This is a genomic window from Paenibacillus sp. FSL R7-269 (genome assembly GCF_000517865.1).
Lineage (GTDB): Bacteria > Bacillota > Bacilli > Paenibacillales > Paenibacillaceae > Paenibacillus_AQ.
Genome location: NZ_ASPS01000019.1, coordinates 128216 through 142979 on the forward strand (window position 1 = coordinate 128216; position 14764 = coordinate 142979).

Annotated in this window: 16 protein-coding genes and 1 other annotated feature; of the genes, 11 read left to right on the forward strand and 5 right to left on the reverse strand. The window is 56.6% G+C overall.

Translation table 11 applies throughout. The features are described from left to right. Window positions 1–3: 3 nt before the first annotated feature. Both C162_RS09135 and ku read right to left on the reverse strand, forming a co-directional pair. Window positions 4–1002 (reverse strand): ATP-dependent DNA ligase, encoded by a 999-nt coding sequence (locus C162_RS09135; protein ID WP_051493340.1) that lies wholly within the window; start codon window positions 1000–1002, stop codon window positions 4–6. Beyond that, window positions 995–1975 (reverse strand): non-homologous end joining protein Ku, encoded by a 981-nt coding sequence (gene ku / locus C162_RS09140; protein ID WP_036693703.1) that lies wholly within the window; start codon window positions 1973–1975, stop codon window positions 995–997. Before ku ends, C162_RS09135 begins: the two co-directional genes overlap by 8 nt. Window positions 1976–2116: 141 nt before the next feature. On the opposite strand from ku, the gene C162_RS09145 reads away from it, so the two are divergent. After that, a complete protein-coding gene (locus C162_RS09145; protein ID WP_036693705.1) occupies window positions 2117–2299 on the forward strand; it encodes a hypothetical protein in 183 nt (60 codons plus the stop codon). Window positions 2300–2314: 15 nt separating this feature from the next. Beyond that, entirely contained in the window at window positions 2315–2500 is a 186-nt protein-coding gene (locus C162_RS09150; protein ID WP_036693706.1) for an H-type small acid-soluble spore protein, read from the forward strand. Window positions 2501–2865: 365 nt separating this feature from the next. Here the strand turns inward: C162_RS09150 and C162_RS09155 are convergent, their stop codons facing one another. Next, a complete protein-coding gene (locus C162_RS09155) occupies window positions 2866–3729 on the reverse strand; it encodes an IS3 family transposase (RefSeq protein WP_084648871.1) in 864 nt (287 codons plus the stop codon). Then, entirely contained in the window at window positions 3726–4058 is a 333-nt protein-coding gene (locus C162_RS09160) for a transposase (protein ID WP_036693708.1), read from the reverse strand. Before C162_RS09160 ends, C162_RS09155 begins: the two co-directional genes overlap by 4 nt. A gap of 527 nt (window positions 4059–4585) precedes the next feature. On the opposite strand from C162_RS09160, the gene C162_RS09165 reads away from it, so the two are divergent. From C162_RS09165 to C162_RS09190, 7 genes are all read left to right on the forward strand, one after another. Further along, the gene (locus C162_RS09165; RefSeq protein WP_036693808.1) at window positions 4586–5560 is read left to right on the forward strand and encodes a DMT family transporter; all 975 of its coding nucleotides are present in this window, start codon (window positions 4586–4588) and stop codon (window positions 5558–5560) included. Window positions 5561–5649: 89 nt separating this feature from the next. Further along, window positions 5650–6141, forward strand: coding sequence for a tRNA (adenosine(37)-N6)-threonylcarbamoyltransferase complex ATPase subunit type 1 TsaE (tsaE, locus tag C162_RS09170; RefSeq protein WP_036693709.1), 492 nt, complete (start codon window positions 5650–5652; stop codon window positions 6139–6141). Next, a complete protein-coding gene (gene tsaB / locus C162_RS09175; protein WP_036693711.1) occupies window positions 6138–6935 on the forward strand; it encodes a tRNA (adenosine(37)-N6)-threonylcarbamoyltransferase complex dimerization subunit type 1 TsaB in 798 nt (265 codons plus the stop codon). Before tsaE ends, tsaB begins: the two co-directional genes overlap by 4 nt. Beyond that, complete coding sequence (gene rimI, locus C162_RS09180) at window positions 6932–7456, forward strand: ribosomal protein S18-alanine N-acetyltransferase (RefSeq protein ID WP_051493342.1); 525 nt, start codon at window positions 6932–6934, stop codon at window positions 7454–7456. The genes tsaB and rimI overlap by 4 nt, the downstream gene beginning before the upstream one ends. Then, entirely contained in the window at window positions 7453–8502 is a 1050-nt protein-coding gene (gene tsaD / locus C162_RS09185) for a tRNA (adenosine(37)-N6)-threonylcarbamoyltransferase complex transferase subunit TsaD (protein ID WP_036693712.1), read from the forward strand. The genes rimI and tsaD overlap by 4 nt, the downstream gene beginning before the upstream one ends. Before the next feature lie 268 nt (window positions 8503–8770). Further along, window positions 8771–8899: a hypothetical protein gene (locus C162_RS37585; RefSeq protein ID WP_442792426.1), complete on the forward strand. Its 129-nt coding sequence runs from the start codon at window positions 8771–8773 to the stop codon at window positions 8897–8899. A 48-nt stretch (window positions 8900–8947) separates the two neighbouring features. Further along, window positions 8948–9240 (forward strand) — a binding site (T-box leader). Window positions 9241–9315: 75 nt separating this feature from the next. Beyond that, window positions 9316–10878, forward strand: a complete 1563-nt coding sequence (locus C162_RS09190; protein WP_036693714.1) for a 2-isopropylmalate synthase — start codon at window positions 9316–9318, stop codon at window positions 10876–10878. 548 nt (window positions 10879–11426) lie between these two features. Here the strand turns inward: C162_RS09190 and C162_RS09195 are convergent. Next, entirely contained in the window at window positions 11427–13382 is a 1956-nt protein-coding gene (locus C162_RS09195) for an ABC-F family ATP-binding cassette domain-containing protein (RefSeq protein ID WP_036693715.1), read from the reverse strand. Window positions 13383–13598: 216 nt separating this feature from the next. Here C162_RS09195 and C162_RS09200 point away from each other — a divergent pair, with 216 nt between their 5' ends. Both C162_RS09200 and moaC read left to right on the forward strand, forming a co-directional pair. Beyond that, window positions 13599–14261 carry a 5-formyltetrahydrofolate cyclo-ligase gene (locus C162_RS09200; RefSeq protein ID WP_036693717.1) on the forward strand — a complete coding sequence of 221 codons (663 nt, stop codon included), beginning with the start codon at window positions 13599–13601 and terminating at the stop codon, window positions 14259–14261. After that, window positions 14252–14728: a cyclic pyranopterin monophosphate synthase MoaC gene (moaC, locus tag C162_RS09205; protein WP_036693719.1), complete on the forward strand. Its 477-nt coding sequence runs from the start codon at window positions 14252–14254 to the stop codon at window positions 14726–14728. The genes C162_RS09200 and moaC overlap by 10 nt, the downstream gene beginning before the upstream one ends. Window positions 14729–14764: the final 36 nt, after the last annotated feature.

Genomic DNA, 14764 nt, shown 5'->3' on the forward strand with positions numbered 1-14764 from the left:
CAGCTAGACCCCCCTCTGGCTTAAAGAACAAGAGTGTGCGGGCAGATCGACCTGAGCTTGAATCACAGGCTGGCGGAAGGTGCCGGAGGGATTCCATTCCAGAAAATGCAGCTTAAACACCAGCTCAGGCTTAATCCAAACGGAGCCTGAGCTTCGCTGCGGAAGTGCGGCAAACGGCATATGCTCTGTGACAAGTCCCGGAATTCGTGCGGTCAGTGTCCGCCAGTCCTGGACGGTCATTCTGCCCGCCCCGGCATGTCCGATATAATGCAGCTTCCCGGCATCATCATACAGGCCGAAAAGCAGTGCATTCACGATGCCGTCGCGGAAGGTGACGCCCCCGGCGACAGCAGTGACATCAGAGATGATCTTGAGCTTCTGCCAGCGTTTATCTTTGCCGCCGGGCGCATAAGTGCTGTCCAGATCCTTGCAGACGATTCCCTCCAGACTCCCCTGCCGGGCCGCAGTGAGCAGCTGGGCCGGGTCCTGGTAGCTTGGCACCTGCTGCACATGGGGATGGGGCAGCAGCATCTCCTTCAGCATCTCCTGCCGCCTGCCAAGCGGTTCGTCCAGCAGCCAGATGCCGTCACAGTACAGCATATCAAAAACCATATACAGCACCGGAACCTGCGGCTGCACTGCCCGGATCGCCGCCTCGTTCTTCAGACTGTCCCGCCGCATAACCTCGTGGAAAGAGGGCTTGCCGCCGCTGAGCGCAATGACCTCGCCATCCAGAATGAAGGAGCCGGCCCGGCAATAGCTCTCTGGTCCGGCCAGCTCAGGATACTGGAGCGTGCGCCGGTTGCCCCGGCGGTTAATCAGCTCGGCATGGCTCCCGTCGTAATAGGAGATCATCCGCACGCCGTCCCATTTGATCTGGGCGATCCACTGTTCTCCGCTTGGAAGCACAGAGGCCAGCACAGGCTCAAACGGAGTGACGGGCTGAAGTTGAAGGGAACAGGCTGGCTTTGCAGCAGGTGCGGGAGTCCGTCCCCTAGGCACCGGTGACCTTGCTCTTCGCGCTCCGGCGCTTCGGCTTCGGGGCAATCACCGGAATCGGTCCGGTAGCTTCATCTACAACGGGAGCGGCGGTTGTATCTGTTGAAGTCGCAGCGGCAGTGGCCTTGGCCGGACGTTTCTTCGCACCGGCAGCAGGCCTCGGCTTAGCTCCGCTGCCTCCTTTGGCGGGCCCGGGATCGGAAGGAATATGCTGCACGGCCTCAATACTGGCCTGCAGGGCAGCCATCAGATCGATGACATTGTTCTCCTGGCGGGCCGGAGCAATGTGGAACTCTTCGCCGGCAATCTTGTGCGTGATCAGATCAAGCATCCGCTGGCGGTAATCATCGGTATATTTGGCAGGCTCGAACGGGGTGGATAGCTGTGAGATCAGCAGCTTGGCCATATCCAGTTCTTTGTCGTTCACACTGCCCGGCTCCGGCAAGCCCGGGACCTGCGATACCGGACGGACCTCGTCCGGGTAATAGATCGTCTCAATCGCCAGGCAGTCCGCCAGGACGCGGATGGCGGCCAGACTGCTTTTGGAGCGGATGGAGATCTTGGCAATACCGATCTTCCCGGTCTGACGCATAGCCTCCATCAGCAGACGGTAAGCATTCGCGCCTGCCTGATCGGGTGATAAATAGTAGGTCTTCTGGAAATAGATCGGGTCAATCTCCGTCAAATCCACGAAATCCAAGATGGTGATGCTCTTGCTGCTCTCCTCGCTTAGCTGATCCAGCTCCTCCTTGTCGAACAGAACAAACTTGCCCTTCTCATATTCGTACCCCTTGCCGATCTCCTCCCAGGTGACCTCCTTGTCACAGACAGGACATTTACGTACATAAGACAGTGGACTGCCGCATTCTTTGTGTATGTAGCGCAGCGAGATGTCTTTATCCTCCGTGGCGGAGAACATCTTGACCGGAACATGCACAAGCCCGAAGCTGATGGCTCCTTTCCAAACGGTATGCATGAGAATCGCCTCCTGATGGGATGTGGTATGGCTTAGTATGGGGCGTCAAGGGTTTTTCTAGCCGGATGCATTATTTGAGAGTCATGGGAAAAAATAAGGCTGCTCAGCTTGCACAGACCCATAGCGAGAAGAGGAGGCAATATGGACAAGGAGTATTATCGCTGGAGTGATGCCCTATCGGAGCAGGACATTCCGGCAGAGGCGGTCAATTGGGACAACATTATTGCCGGTCCGGAGGATGCCGGACTGGATGAGGATGCAGGACTGCTGGATGCCGATGCAACGATTGGGGAGCTTCCGGCGGAAGACGACGACGAGGAATAGGGAGGCAAGAAAAGAATGGATATAACACGTGCGCAGGATATTTACGCTTCCAAGGACAAAATCGCGGTGCATCTCGATGGTGAGCCGGTCTGGATTGAGCATGTTGATTCCGCTAACGGCATGGCAACAGTTCAGGTAGGCTCCCGGCCGACGAATACGCAGACTGTGGGTGTTGAGCGCCTGGAGGAGCAGGGGAAGTAGCGGGTAGAAGATGCAGGGGAGTAAAAGTAACTCAGCATTGGGGCAGGACCTTATTGGCGGTATGATTAACGCCGGAGGCCCTGCTTTTTGGTGTGTTGGTTGTTGGCTGATCCTCTAACTGGTGCATGGAGCGCTATATGCTTGTTTTAGGCGGTGGCGGTGAGCGTGAAGAGGGAGCGTGGGGCGGGTATGATGTGCAGAAGTGCCTGTGAATTTGAGGAAGGTGGGGGCTTGGAGCGGCGGCTTCAGGGGGGGGCGAGTTGGGAGGAAGATGTTGAGCGGACTGGAGTGCTTTTATTTGGATGAAACTCTTCGTTTTGTGGACCCGACCGGACTCAGTGGACCTCTGTCAAGAAAGTAGATACTCACGCAACGGATGCCGTCGTAAACTGCTTAGCGAATCGGGCGGGGGAAAGATACCCCAGCGTGCCATGCATTCGCTTGCGGTTGTAGTAAAACTCAATGTATTGGTAGATGTCCTGGTACGCCTGCCCTGGAGTTTTAAAACGCGGGTTACAGTAAATGAGCTCCTTCTTCAAGATACTGTGCCAGGATTCAATACAAGCGTTATCGTAACAGTTTCCTTTGCGGCTCATACTTGATTCCATCTGGTACGTCCTCAACTGCTCGGTATATTCCTTGGAGGTATACTGCGATCCCCGATCCGAGTGGTGGAGCAGTCCCGGGCCGGGTCGCTTGGCTTGATAGGCAGCCTGCAAGGCGTCTAAGACCAAGCTGGTTTCCATGTGGTCCGATAACCGCCACCCTACAATTTCGCGCGTGCACAGATCCATGACGCTGGCCAGGTACAAGCGGCCTCCACGGCAGGGGATGTACGTAATATCGGTCACCCAGGCGGTATTGGGCTTGTCGACGGTAAACTCTTGATTCAGTGTGTTCGGGGCAATAGGGTTGTTGTGCTTGGAATCCGTGGTCTGTACACGGTACGGCTTAGAGACCACCGAGCGGAGCTTCATTTGCCGCATGTACACACTCACCGTACGTTCGGTGAGGGTATAGCCTTCCTGGTGCAGCAGTCGAGTGATTTTCGGACTTCCATACCGCCCCTTATGGTCATTAAAATGGTAGCGGATTCGCTCCTGCACGGCCGCTTTACGGAGAGCCTGTGCACTGGTTTTGGCTCCGAGCCACTTGTAATATCCGCTCCTGGATACCTGCAAGGTGATGCACATCTTCTCCAAGCGAAACGCGGAGCGATGTTCCTTCATGAACTGGAATCGGCGTTCCTTGGTTTGCTGAAGATGTGCACTGCTTTTTTTAGGATGGCCAGTTCTTCCTCCCGGTCGACGAGTTGATCTTGGCGCTCCTGGAGCTGACGGCTCGCTTCCTTCAACTCGGCTTCGAGCTCCCTCACCCGATCCACACTGGCTACAGGTTCATTCTTGAGCTCCCGGTATTGTCCCATCCATTGATGAAGCGTGCTCTTGGGGATGTCCAGCTCTTCCGCTAACTCCCCGAAACTCTTCGTCTGTTCTTGTAGAAACTTAACCGTCTGCTTTTTAAACTCTTCATTGTACCGTTTTCGTTGGTCACCCATGGCAACACACCTCCGTGATCCTTATTATCCCTCCGTTCGTTAAGAGACGTCTACTATCTATTCTAAACCCACAGATGTCGTTAAGTAACCCATTCGGCGTAACATTTGGCTCAAAATTGGAAGTTAACGGCTTCTGAGTCCGCAACAAGCAGCAGAATGATATTTTAAGCCAAATAGCGGCTTTTGGGTCCGCCGAACTCCCAACACTCCACTCATCCGCCACCACGCTCATCCGTCACCTCACACACCGTCGTCCCGCTCATCCGCCACCACGCTCATTCGTCACCACGCTCATCCGTCACCTCACACACTGTTGCCTCGCTCATCCGCCACCACGCTTATCCAACATCACGCTTATTAGCACAACACACCCCAGCACTCCCCTTACCCGCCACCTCCGCCAGCAACCTTCCTTACGTCTTCCAACGGGCAACGTCCCTCTAATTATAGCTGACACAGATATTGACGCGGGGAGTGGTGACCCCCTATATTTGGAAGAAGAATTTTGACGAAAAGAGATGATGGAAGTGCGTCCGATATTGCTGGGTGTATGCTCGGCGTTGTTTTTTGCGGTGACGTTTGTGCTGAACCGGAGGATGGAGCTTGCGGGAGGAAGCTGGGCCTGGAGCGCCTCGCTGCGGTACTTGTTCACGCTCCCGCTGCTGCTGGTTATTGTAGCCGGGAGAGGGAGGCTGAAGCCGCTGTTGGCTGCGATGAGAGAACGGCCGGGGTCTTGGCTGCTGTGGGGCACTGTCGGGTTCGGCCTGTTCTACGCGCCCATCTGCTTCGCCGCTGCCTATGCACCGGGCTGGCTGAGCGCGGGAACATGGCAGATCACGATTATCTCCGGTTCGCTGCTGGCTCCGTTCTTCGGAGAATGGGTCAGCGGACCGGGAGGACAAGTATACATAAGAGGTAAAATCCCGCTGCGCGGGCTGCTGCTCTCCCTGATTATTCTCGCCGGAGTAGCGCTGCTGCAAGTGGAGCAGGCGCGGCAGCTTGCCCCATCCCAGGTCCTGCTGGGCATTGTCCCGGTACTTATCGCTTCCTTCGCTTATCCGCTTGGAAACCGTAAGATGATGGAGCTGTGCGGCGGCCAGCTGGATGTATTCCAGCGGATTCTTGGCATGACGCTTGCCAGCTTGCCCTTCTGGCTGGCTGTCGCTCTGTATGGTATGGCAGATACAGGCCTGCCCTCCTCCCCGCAGGTAGGACAATCAGTCATTGTTGCACTCAGTTCGGGAATTGTGGCTACGGTGCTATTTTTCCGGGCTACCGATCTGGTCCGGGATAACATGAGCAGTCTGGCAGCCGTGGAAGCGACCCAGTCACTGGAGGTGCTGTTCGCCTTGCTGGGGGAGATGCTCCTGCTGGCCTCGCCGCTGCCTTCCCTGCTCTCATGGGCAGGGATCGCGGTCATTATTGGCGGAATGGTGCTTCATAGCTTGTTCTCCCGGCATCCGGGGAAGCGTACGGCGGTTCAAGCGGTCTCGACGGACTAACAGCGGCTGTTGCGGTGCAAGTAGCATACCGATATAATTAAGGATATTATTAACCGTTAAGGGACTTTAAAAAGGTGGTAGTTGCAGCTTTGGACAATAATACACAAACGGTGTTTACATACCGTTCATTCAGCCTTCAGGATACGGAGGCACTTGCCGCCGCCATCGCTGCCGCATCATCGGCGGGGATGGTTATCGGACTTGACGGGGATCTAGGTGCGGGCAAAACGGCGTTCTCGCAGTGCTATGCGCGCCATTTGGGTGTGGAAGGTATTGTGAATAGTCCTACTTTTACCATTATCAAAGAGTATGAAGGACGTCTGCCGCTGTATCATATGGATGTATACCGGATATCGCTGCAGGAAGCGGACGAGCTGGGGCTGGAAGAGTATTTCTATGGCCATGGTGTGAGTCTGGTGGAGTGGAGCCGAATTATCGCCGACCTGATGCCGCCGCGGCATCTCCATATAGAGCTGAAGACCGCCGGCCCGGATGAACGGGAGATAACGGTGACCGGAATCGGAGAGTCTTACGGCGAAGTGTGCCGGATGCTGATCCAGAAGTGGGGTAAAGAAACATGACGAACTCGAATAATGAGCCGCGTAAGCGGTTTTTGGCGCTGGATACATCAACGGCAGTTCTGGGAGTGGCCGTGACTGGCGGCGGGGAGCTGCTGCATGAGATTAATGCTTCCGGGGAGCGGAATCATTCGGTTCATCTGCTGCCTATTATTGAGCAGGCGCTTCAGGCGTCTGCGACTACGGCCGATATAATTGGCGGAATCTCGGTCGGGATCGGCCCTGGCTCCTATACCGGAACACGGATTGCTGTGACCGCAGCGAAGACGCTGGCCTGGGCTTGGAACGTTCCGGTTACTGGCGTATCCAGTCTGCATGCGCTGGCCTGGGGCGGATACCATGCGGCTTCTAGGCTTGGCACGTCAGGAACAGACTGGATCATTCCGCTGATCGATGCCCGGCGGGGACAAGCGTACACCGCTGTATTCGCGGCGGGTGGGGACAAGCCGCCCCGGCGGCTGGCACCGGATGCTATCCGGCTGATGGCCGACTGGGTGCAGGAGCTGGCGGTGCGGCTGAAGGAAGCCGCAGCTGAGGGCAAGCTGCCGGACACATTGTGGTTCGTAGGCGAGACGGCGCTGCACGGAAGTGCGGATATACTGGCTCCGCTGATGGAAGCCACGAATGCCCGGGCGCTGCCTTATGAGCTGGAAGGACGCTGGACCGGATTCCTGGCGGAAGCGGGCCTTTATGAGGAGAGCGGAGATCTGCATACGCTGATTCCCAACTATACGCAGCTGTCGGAGGCGGAGGCGAATCTGCGCCGCAGCAGCGAAGGGAGCCTGAATACACGATGATCGAACCGGAACGTAGACCAGCTCAGGGGGCTGAGCTTGTTTTTCGCCTGATGCTTCTGGAGGATGTCCCTGAGATACTAGTGATTGAGCGGGAGGCCTTTACCATGCCTTGGACGGAGGAAGCCTTCCGCAACGAGCTGACCCACAATCATTTTGCGAAATATATGGTAATGGAGCTGGCAGGGCATATTATCGGCTACGCGGGAATGTGGGCGATTGTCGATGAGGCGCATGTCACTAATATTGCACTGCTGGAGGCCTACCGGGGGCGTAAATGGGGCGAGCGGCTGCTGGACGAGCTGATGAGAACGGCAGCTTATCTCGGCATGCAGTCGATCACGCTTGAAGTACGGGTCTCCAATGAGGTGGCCCAGAATTTATACCGCAAAAAAGGCTTCAAGCCTGCGGGTACCCGCAAGGGCTATTATTCGGACAACCGCGAGGATGCGCTCATCATGTGGGCCGATCTGCCGGAGTACGGGGAGCAAGCTGTAACGGAAGGAAGCGTGGACTTGAAATGAAGACAGACACGGGCGTAAGGGAGCCTGTATTGATTCTGGCGATTGAAACCAGCTGTGACGAGACCTCTGTAGCTGTAGTGAAGGATGGCTGTGAGGTGTTGTCCAATATTATTTCCAGCCAGATTGAGACCCACCGGGCATTCGGAGGTGTGGTGCCTGAAGTGGCCTCCCGCAAGCATGTCGAAGTGATTACGCTGGTCATTGAAGAAGCCTTAAGCGTAGCAGGCGTAGGTCCGCAGGAGCTGACAGCAGTGGCGGTAACGCAGGGTCCGGGGCTGGTGGGGGCGCTGCTGGTGGGAGTCGTGGCTGCCAAAAGCCTGGCGCTGGCCTGGGGCAAGCCGCTCATCGGCACGCATCATATTGCCGGTCATATCTATGCCAACCGGCTGGTCAAGGAACTCAAGTATCCTAACATGACGCTGGTGGTGTCAGGGGGACATACGGAGCTGGTGCATATGGAGCGGGAAGGAAGCTTCCGGATCATCGGGCGCACCCGTGACGATGCCGTCGGCGAAGCGTACGACAAAGTAGCGCGGGCCCTGGGCTTCCCATATCCGGGAGGGCCGCATGTGGACAAGCTTGCGCATGAAGCGGAAGAAGCCTTCACTCTGCCGCGTGTGTGGTTGGAGCCGGGCTCGTACGACTTCAGCTTCAGCGGCCTGAAGTCTGCGGTGCTGAATGCGGTGAATCAGAGCAAGATGAAGGGGCTTGTGCCGGATGTCGCGGCTATTGCGCGCGGCTTCCAGGAATCTGTTGTTGAAGTGCTGGTCGAGAAGGCGATCCGTGCTGTCCGGGAATACCACGCGGAGCAGCTTCTGCTCTGCGGAGGGGTAGCGGCGAATAAGGGGCTGCGCGAAGCACTGACCCGGCGCTGCGGGGCAGAAGGGATTGAGCTGATTATTCCTCCACCCGTGTATTGTACGGATAATGCGGCGATGATTGGTGCCGCTGCTTATGTGAAATGGAGACATGAAGGCGGGATTCCGCTGGATATGGTAGCCGATCCCGGCTATTCGCTGGAGAAATGGTCGGTATCTGCCTATTGACTTTTGCAGAAGCCGCCGGGTATAATCAGTTCAATTCAATTACTTTATATTTGAACAAACGCAATGATCGGAAGCAGTAAGGTCACTCCGGGATAAGAGAGCTGCGGGAAGGTGCGACGCAGTCGATGGAGACCTGAACTCGTCCGGGAGCGGAGCGGTGGAAGCAGGGAGCTCTTTGAACAGGAGCACTGGCCGGTACAGGATATAATCCGGCGACCTTAGGTACATCGTTACGGTTAACCTCCGTGAGAGGGTGGTCAGTCAGGGCTTGGCGGAGTGGAAACATTCCGGAACCCTTGCAGACATGGAGTGGGTATCGCAGAACAGCTGGAAGGTTAGCGGGTTCGGATATCAACAAGAGTGGTACCGCGACAGTGAACAGCCTGTCGTCTCTTGAATGAGACGGCAGGCTTTTTTGTGTACATTTTTGAGAAGTTTATAGGAATGACACGCGAGGATCGGGAGCAGTAGACGGCTAAGGTGAGCAGAGAGCTGCGGGGAGGTGCGACGCAGACACCAGAGGCCGGCGAATCTCGCCCGTGAGCGGAGCGGCGGAAAGAGCTACAGGTACGCTGCTACGGATGTCCCCGTTACCGGACTATTCAGATCCTTAGAACTTCCGTTATCGGGGCTAAAGAGATCTGATACTAAGCTGGACGCAGCCAGGACTTCTGTACATCAGGAAGCCTATGCGTCAAAAAGAGTGGTACCGCGGAGGGCTGACCCCCCGTCTCTTTATAAGAGACGGGGGGTCTTTGTGCTTTTTAGGAGGCAGCCTTCCATTAGATAAACCTAATTTGAGGAGGAATTACGATGATCATTCCGGTAAAGAAACGAATTCAGATTTTTGACACGACGCTACGCGATGGCGAGCAGGCCCCGGGAGCCAGTCTTACTCCTGAGCAAAAGATTATTCTGGCCGGCAAGCTGGCGGACCTGGGAGTGGATGTCATGGAGCCGGGGTTCCCTGTATCCAGTCCGGGGGATTTCGCTGCAGTGGAGACGATCTCCCGCAAGATTCAGGGCGTAGAGATCTGCGGCTTCGCACGTGCCGTCAAGGGGGATATCGATGCTGCTGTACGGGCCACCCGGGATGCCGCGCGGCGGCGGATTCATCTGTTCATCTCCTCCTCCGACATTCACCTGCGCCATCAGCTGCGCATGAGCCGCCCTGAGGTTGTAGCGGTTGCAAGAGAGATGACGGCTTATGCCCGCCAGTTCTGCGATGTGGTAGAATTCACTGCAATGGACGCTGCGCGGACGGGCATCGACGATCTGATCGAGATGGTCGAGGCGGTGATTGAAGAGGGCGCTTCGATTATCAATCTGCCGGACACAGTGGGTTATGCGCTGCCGCAGGAATACGGAGAGATGTTCCGGCGTGTGCGGCTTGGGGCCAGGGGCGGAGACAAGGTTATCTACAGTGCCCATTGCCACAACGATCTGGGCCTCGCCGTAGCGAACAGTCTGGCGGCTATTGAAGGCGGCGCCACACAGATTGAGGTCACAGTCAACGGTGTGGGCGAGCGGACCGGCAACTGTGCGCTGGAGGAGCTGGTCATGGCGCTGGAGACACGCGGAGACTCTATCGGCGCCGAGACTGGAATCGTGCTGGATAAGCTGTATGACACCTCGCGGATGATCAGCGGGGCGATGCACTTCCCGATTGCCTTCAACAAGCCGGTGGTCGGGCGCAATGCCTTCCAGCATGAATCCGGCATCCATCAGGACGGTCTGCTGAAGGACCGCAGCACCTACGAGATTATGGACCCGGAGCGGCTGGGCATCCCGCGCAGCATGATTATCCTCGGCAAGCATTCCGGCAGGCATGCGCTGAAGGACCGTGCTGCGAAGTACGGCATTGCCCTGGATTCGGCGGAGCTGGACGCGCTCTACGAATCCTTCAAGGAGACGGCTGACCGCCAGAAAGCCGTCAGCGACGATGAGCTGCTGCGGATGGTCAGCAGCACTACGGGACAGCAGGCGCAGGTCTATGCGCTCGGCGAGGTCCAGGTCCTGGCCGGCAGCGCGCCGCGCCGCGTGGCTGCAGTGACAGTGCGCCATCTGCAGAGCGGCGCAGAGACGACCCAGACCAGCACCGGAGACGGTCCGCTGGAAGCGATCATTGCCGCTATAGGGCAAGGGATTGCTGAGGATATCCGCTTCGACGGGCTGGAGCTGCATTCCCTCGGCAGCGGCGGGAATGCCCAGGCCGAGGCCGCCGTAATGGTGGAGTGGAAGGACACCAAGTTCCGGGGCACGGCCATCCATCATGATATCGTGATGGCCGCAGGCATTGCTTATATCGCCGCCTGTAATGCGGCGCTGCTGTCGGAATCGGAGGTGCCCTCTCCGGGCTCAGCGGTGAATAGCTAGAAGCTGGAGACCAAAGAACAGAGCGAGGTGGCCTCGCAGGTTCAACGCTTTTTCAAGAACCGGATGCCTCTGCCATGTCATCGACATCGGCAGGGGCATTTTTGCTGTCAGGGGCTAGCAGGACGGCGTACGGCCAAATGTATACAGAGAACCGAACACAATTTGCTGGCGGCAAGTGGGCATACAAAATCGCCTAAACCTAACATGATTTTTGCCCCGTGCGGCATTTGTCAAGCTGTGGACAACGTTATCCACATATTCCGCACGAGTTGTGTAAAAACCGTGTAAAATCAGCAATAACGCCTTTTTTACGAGCAGCATAAACAGGAGGTTATGCTCTGAAACAGAATTGTGAGAATTGTGGATAATGTGGATAATTCGGTGGATAAAAAGTCCTTGACAAGCAAAGTAGCCATTTTACGCATGAAAAAAGCCCCGAAGGGCTAATTTTAGGCGATAGTTATGCACGGAAACTGTGGATGGGGCTGTGGATAACCAGATTTGAACAAATTGGAAACTGTTAAAATTTTTTTTGAACCGTCTTTACATTATTCCTCAGCCAGTTTCTCCCATTCGCTAAATAAATCTCCCAGCTTGCGTTTTTTGTCCTTCAGCTCACTTTCGTGCTCCTGAAGCGCCATATAATCCTGATACACCTCAGGTTTAGTCATTTCATGCTCAATCTCCGAGATGGATTCCTCCAGCTTCGCGATATTCTCCTCCAGTTCAGAGATACGGCGCTGGCGGTTCCGCTCCTCGCGTTTGGCCTGTTTCTCCGCTTCATAGGAGAGGGAACTACCCTTTTCCGCCGCTATCGCTTCGTTGTCGGCACTGCGGGAGGACTTGGCGGCGGCCAGCTCGGCTTCCTCTTCGGCAATCGCTTTGAGCTCGAGCTTTTTCTCAATATAGTCGTCATAATTGCCCAAATACTGATCAATTCCGTCCGGGTGCAGCTCAAGTACCCGTTCAGCCATCTTGTTGAGGAAATAACGGTCATGGGAAATGAACAGCAATGTGCCTTCAAAATCGATCAGGGCCGATTCGAGCACCTCGCGGCTGACGAGATCCAGATGGTTGGTAGGCTCATCGAGAATCAGCATATTGGCTCCGCGCAGCATCAGCTTGGATAGGGCCACCCGGGCCTTCTCGCCGCCGCTCAGCGCAGCTACCTTCTTAAGTACATCCTCTCCGCTGAACAGGAAGTTGCCGAGAATCGTACGGATTCTGGCCTCCTCCAGCATCGGATATTCACTCCACAGCTCCTCAAGCACAGTATTGCGCGGATTCAGCCGGGTCTGCTCCTGATCATAGTAGGCGATCTTCACCTTGGTTCCCCAGTTCACGGTTCCGCGGGAAGGCTCGCGGGTGCCGGTCATACATTGCAGCAGTGTGGACTTCCCGATTCCATTGGGCCCGATCAGCGCCGCTGTCTCGCCGCGCCGCAGCTCGAAGGAGGCATTGCGGAAGAGCGGTGCAGCCTCCGGACTGAAGGAGACAGCGACCTCCCGGACTTGGAGCACCTCCTTGCCGGACATGAAATCAGGCTCGAAGGAGAAGCTGGCCTTCTTCAGGTCGCCCAGCGGCTTGTCGATGCGCTCCATCTTGTCGAGCGCCTTGCGGCGGCTCTGTGCCCGCTTGGTGGTGGAGGCCCGGACAATGTTGCGCTGCACGAAATCCTCCATCCGCGAAATTTCATCCTGTTGCTTCTCATACTGCTTCATACGGATCTCGTATTCCGCAGCCTTCAGCTCCATATAACGGCTGTAGTTGCCAGTGTATCTGCGCGATTGGTGCCGCTCAATCTCCACGATGGTCGTCACCAGGCGGTCAAGGAAATACCGGTCATGGGAGACGACCAGGATGCCGCCGGCGTAGCCGCGCAGATAATCCTCCAGCCAGGTGAGCGTCTCGATGTCCAGATGGTTAGTGGGCTCATCAAGCATGAGCAGATCGGGCGCTTGAAGCAGGATGCGGGCCAGTGCCAGACGTGTCTTCTGGCCTCCGCTTAAGGTGGAGATTGGAGTATCCGGTGCGAACTCTCCGAAGCCCATCCCGTGCAGCACGCTGCGGATACGCGTATTGATCTCATAGCCGCCGTGATCCTTGAACCAGTCGGAGCGTCTGGCATAACGCTCCAGCAGATCCTCATAACGCTTCGGATCTTCGGCAAGTGCCGGATCGGCGATATCCGTCTCAAGCTGCCGCAGCTCGGCTTCCGCCTCCAGCAGCGGCGCAAATACCGCGAGCATCTCTTCCTGTATGGTGTTATCCGACTGCAGGCCGCTGTTCTGGGCCAGGTAGCCAATCGTAGTCTCTTTAGACTTATGAATTTGTCCGCTGTCATAAGACATCTCACCCGCAAGGATCTGTAGAAAGGTCGATTTGCCTGCTCCGTTGACGCCAACCAGCCCGACTCTCTCCCTCTCATTCACCATGAGGCTAATGCCGTCCAGTACGCTTTGTATACCGTATGATTTCGTTATTCCTGTCGCTTGAAGAAGCATTCTGATGAAACCTCCGCCCTTGCAAATTGGCCTCGGCGGCTTGCGCCCAGGCGATTGTCTAATCTTATTCTCCAGTTTACATGAAAAAGGTTGGGCATGCGAGGTCCATTCTTCTAACAAGGGGAATGAATCAACCTTGGCGAACCGGTGAGAAGAGTGGTAAACTGAGCTTACAAACTATGATAAGCTAGGAACAAGTGAAGGAGGAGGCTGCCTATGCAGGACCGCAGCATGCAGCTTGCCGGGCGGAAGCGTGAGCTTCGCGCCGGGAATACCGCACTCCGCGATGCCTTACCCATGGAGCAGCGGGAGCTGTTATCCGCCCGGGTATGCGCTCATGCGTGGAGCTGGTTCGTGCAGGAAGGCGCAGCTTCACTGCTTGCTTATGCCCCGCTGCGCTCCGAGCTGGATTGCCGTCCGCTTCTTGCGGCGGCGTGGGCGGAAGGGCATGAGGTGCTGCTTCCCCGCGTCAACCGGGAGAGCGGGGACTTAAGCCTTCTCCGGGTAAGCTCATGGGATGAGCTTGTCCCTGGAACCTACGGGATCATGGAGCCGCCAGCCGGGAGTGCCGGACTTACCGGGCCCATCGCGCAAGCAGGACGGGGAACCGGCTGGCCGGAGGTCATCTTCGTGCCTGGACTGGCCTTTGACCGGCGGGGCGGGCGCCTCGGCTACGGACGCGGATATTATGACCGCTTGCACACTGCCTTGGAGGCCGGAGTCCCCGGCACGGCTGCCAAGCCTATGTGGATTGGTCTGGCCTACGGCCTCCAGCTGGTACCCGAAGTACCGCTTGAAGAGCATGATGCCTTAATGGATCTGCTGATTACGGAGAACGGCATCTGGGATTGCCGGAAGGAGAGGGCTACATGGAATTAACTCATTTCAACGAGCAGGGCAGAGCCCGCATGGTGGATGTGAGCGACAAGGAAGTTACCAAGCGGACAGCGGCAGCCAGAAGCCAGGTACATATGGCCCCGGAGACGCTGAGCGCCATTAAGGCGGGAACGATCCGCAAGGGCGATGTGCTTGCGGTAGCTCAGGTTGCAGGAATCATGGCGGCGAAGCAGACCTCCAGCTGGATTCCCATGTGCCACCCGCTGCCGCTTACCGGAGTGGATATTCGCTTCATGGATAACAACAAAGATGAACTATATATAGAAGCAACCGTCAGCACTACCGGCAAGACCGGGGTGGAGATGGAGGCGCTCACTGCCGTATCGGCAGCGGCGCTGACCGTATATGATATGTGCAAGGCGCTGCAGAAGGACATGATTATCGGACCTACGATGCTGGTGTCCAAGAGCGGCGGCAAGAATGGGGATTACGCGCTGGAAGCAGAATAGATCAGCAGCAGGGAATGATACAGCCGAAGGCGCAGC

Bases quoted from the DNA above. Each gene is read 5' to 3' on its own strand.
- C162_RS09195 (WP_036693715.1), bottom strand. From the start codon at position 13,382: ATGCTTCTTCAAGCGACAGGAATAACGAAATCATACGGTATACAAAGC.
- moaC (WP_036693719.1), top strand. From the start codon at position 14,252: ATGGAATTAACTCATTTCAACGAGCAGGGCAGAGCCCGCATGGTGGAT.
- C162_RS09145 (WP_036693705.1), top strand. From the start codon at position 2,117: ATGGACAAGGAGTATTATCGCTGGAGTGATGCCCTATCGGAGCAGGAC.
- C162_RS09150 (WP_036693706.1), top strand. From the start codon at position 2,315: ATGGATATAACACGTGCGCAGGATATTTACGCTTCCAAGGACAAAATC.
- tsaB (WP_036693711.1), top strand. From the start codon at position 6,138: ATGACGAACTCGAATAATGAGCCGCGTAAGCGGTTTTTGGCGCTGGAT.
- rimI (WP_051493342.1), top strand. From the start codon at position 6,932: ATGATCGAACCGGAACGTAGACCAGCTCAGGGGGCTGAGCTTGTTTTT.
- ku (WP_036693703.1), bottom strand. From the start codon at position 1,975: ATGCATACCGTTTGGAAAGGAGCCATCAGCTTCGGGCTTGTGCATGTT.
- tsaD (WP_036693712.1), top strand. From the start codon at position 7,453: ATGAAGACAGACACGGGCGTAAGGGAGCCTGTATTGATTCTGGCGATT.
- C162_RS09200 (WP_036693717.1), top strand. From the start codon at position 13,599: ATGCAGGACCGCAGCATGCAGCTTGCCGGGCGGAAGCGTGAGCTTCGC.
- C162_RS09155 (WP_084648871.1), bottom strand. From the start codon at position 3,729: ATGAAGGAACATCGCTCCGCGTTTCGCTTGGAGAAGATGTGCATCACC.
- C162_RS09160 (WP_036693708.1), bottom strand. From the start codon at position 4,058: ATGGGTGACCAACGAAAACGGTACAATGAAGAGTTTAAAAAGCAGACG.
- C162_RS09190 (WP_036693714.1), top strand. From the start codon at position 9,316: ATGATCATTCCGGTAAAGAAACGAATTCAGATTTTTGACACGACGCTA.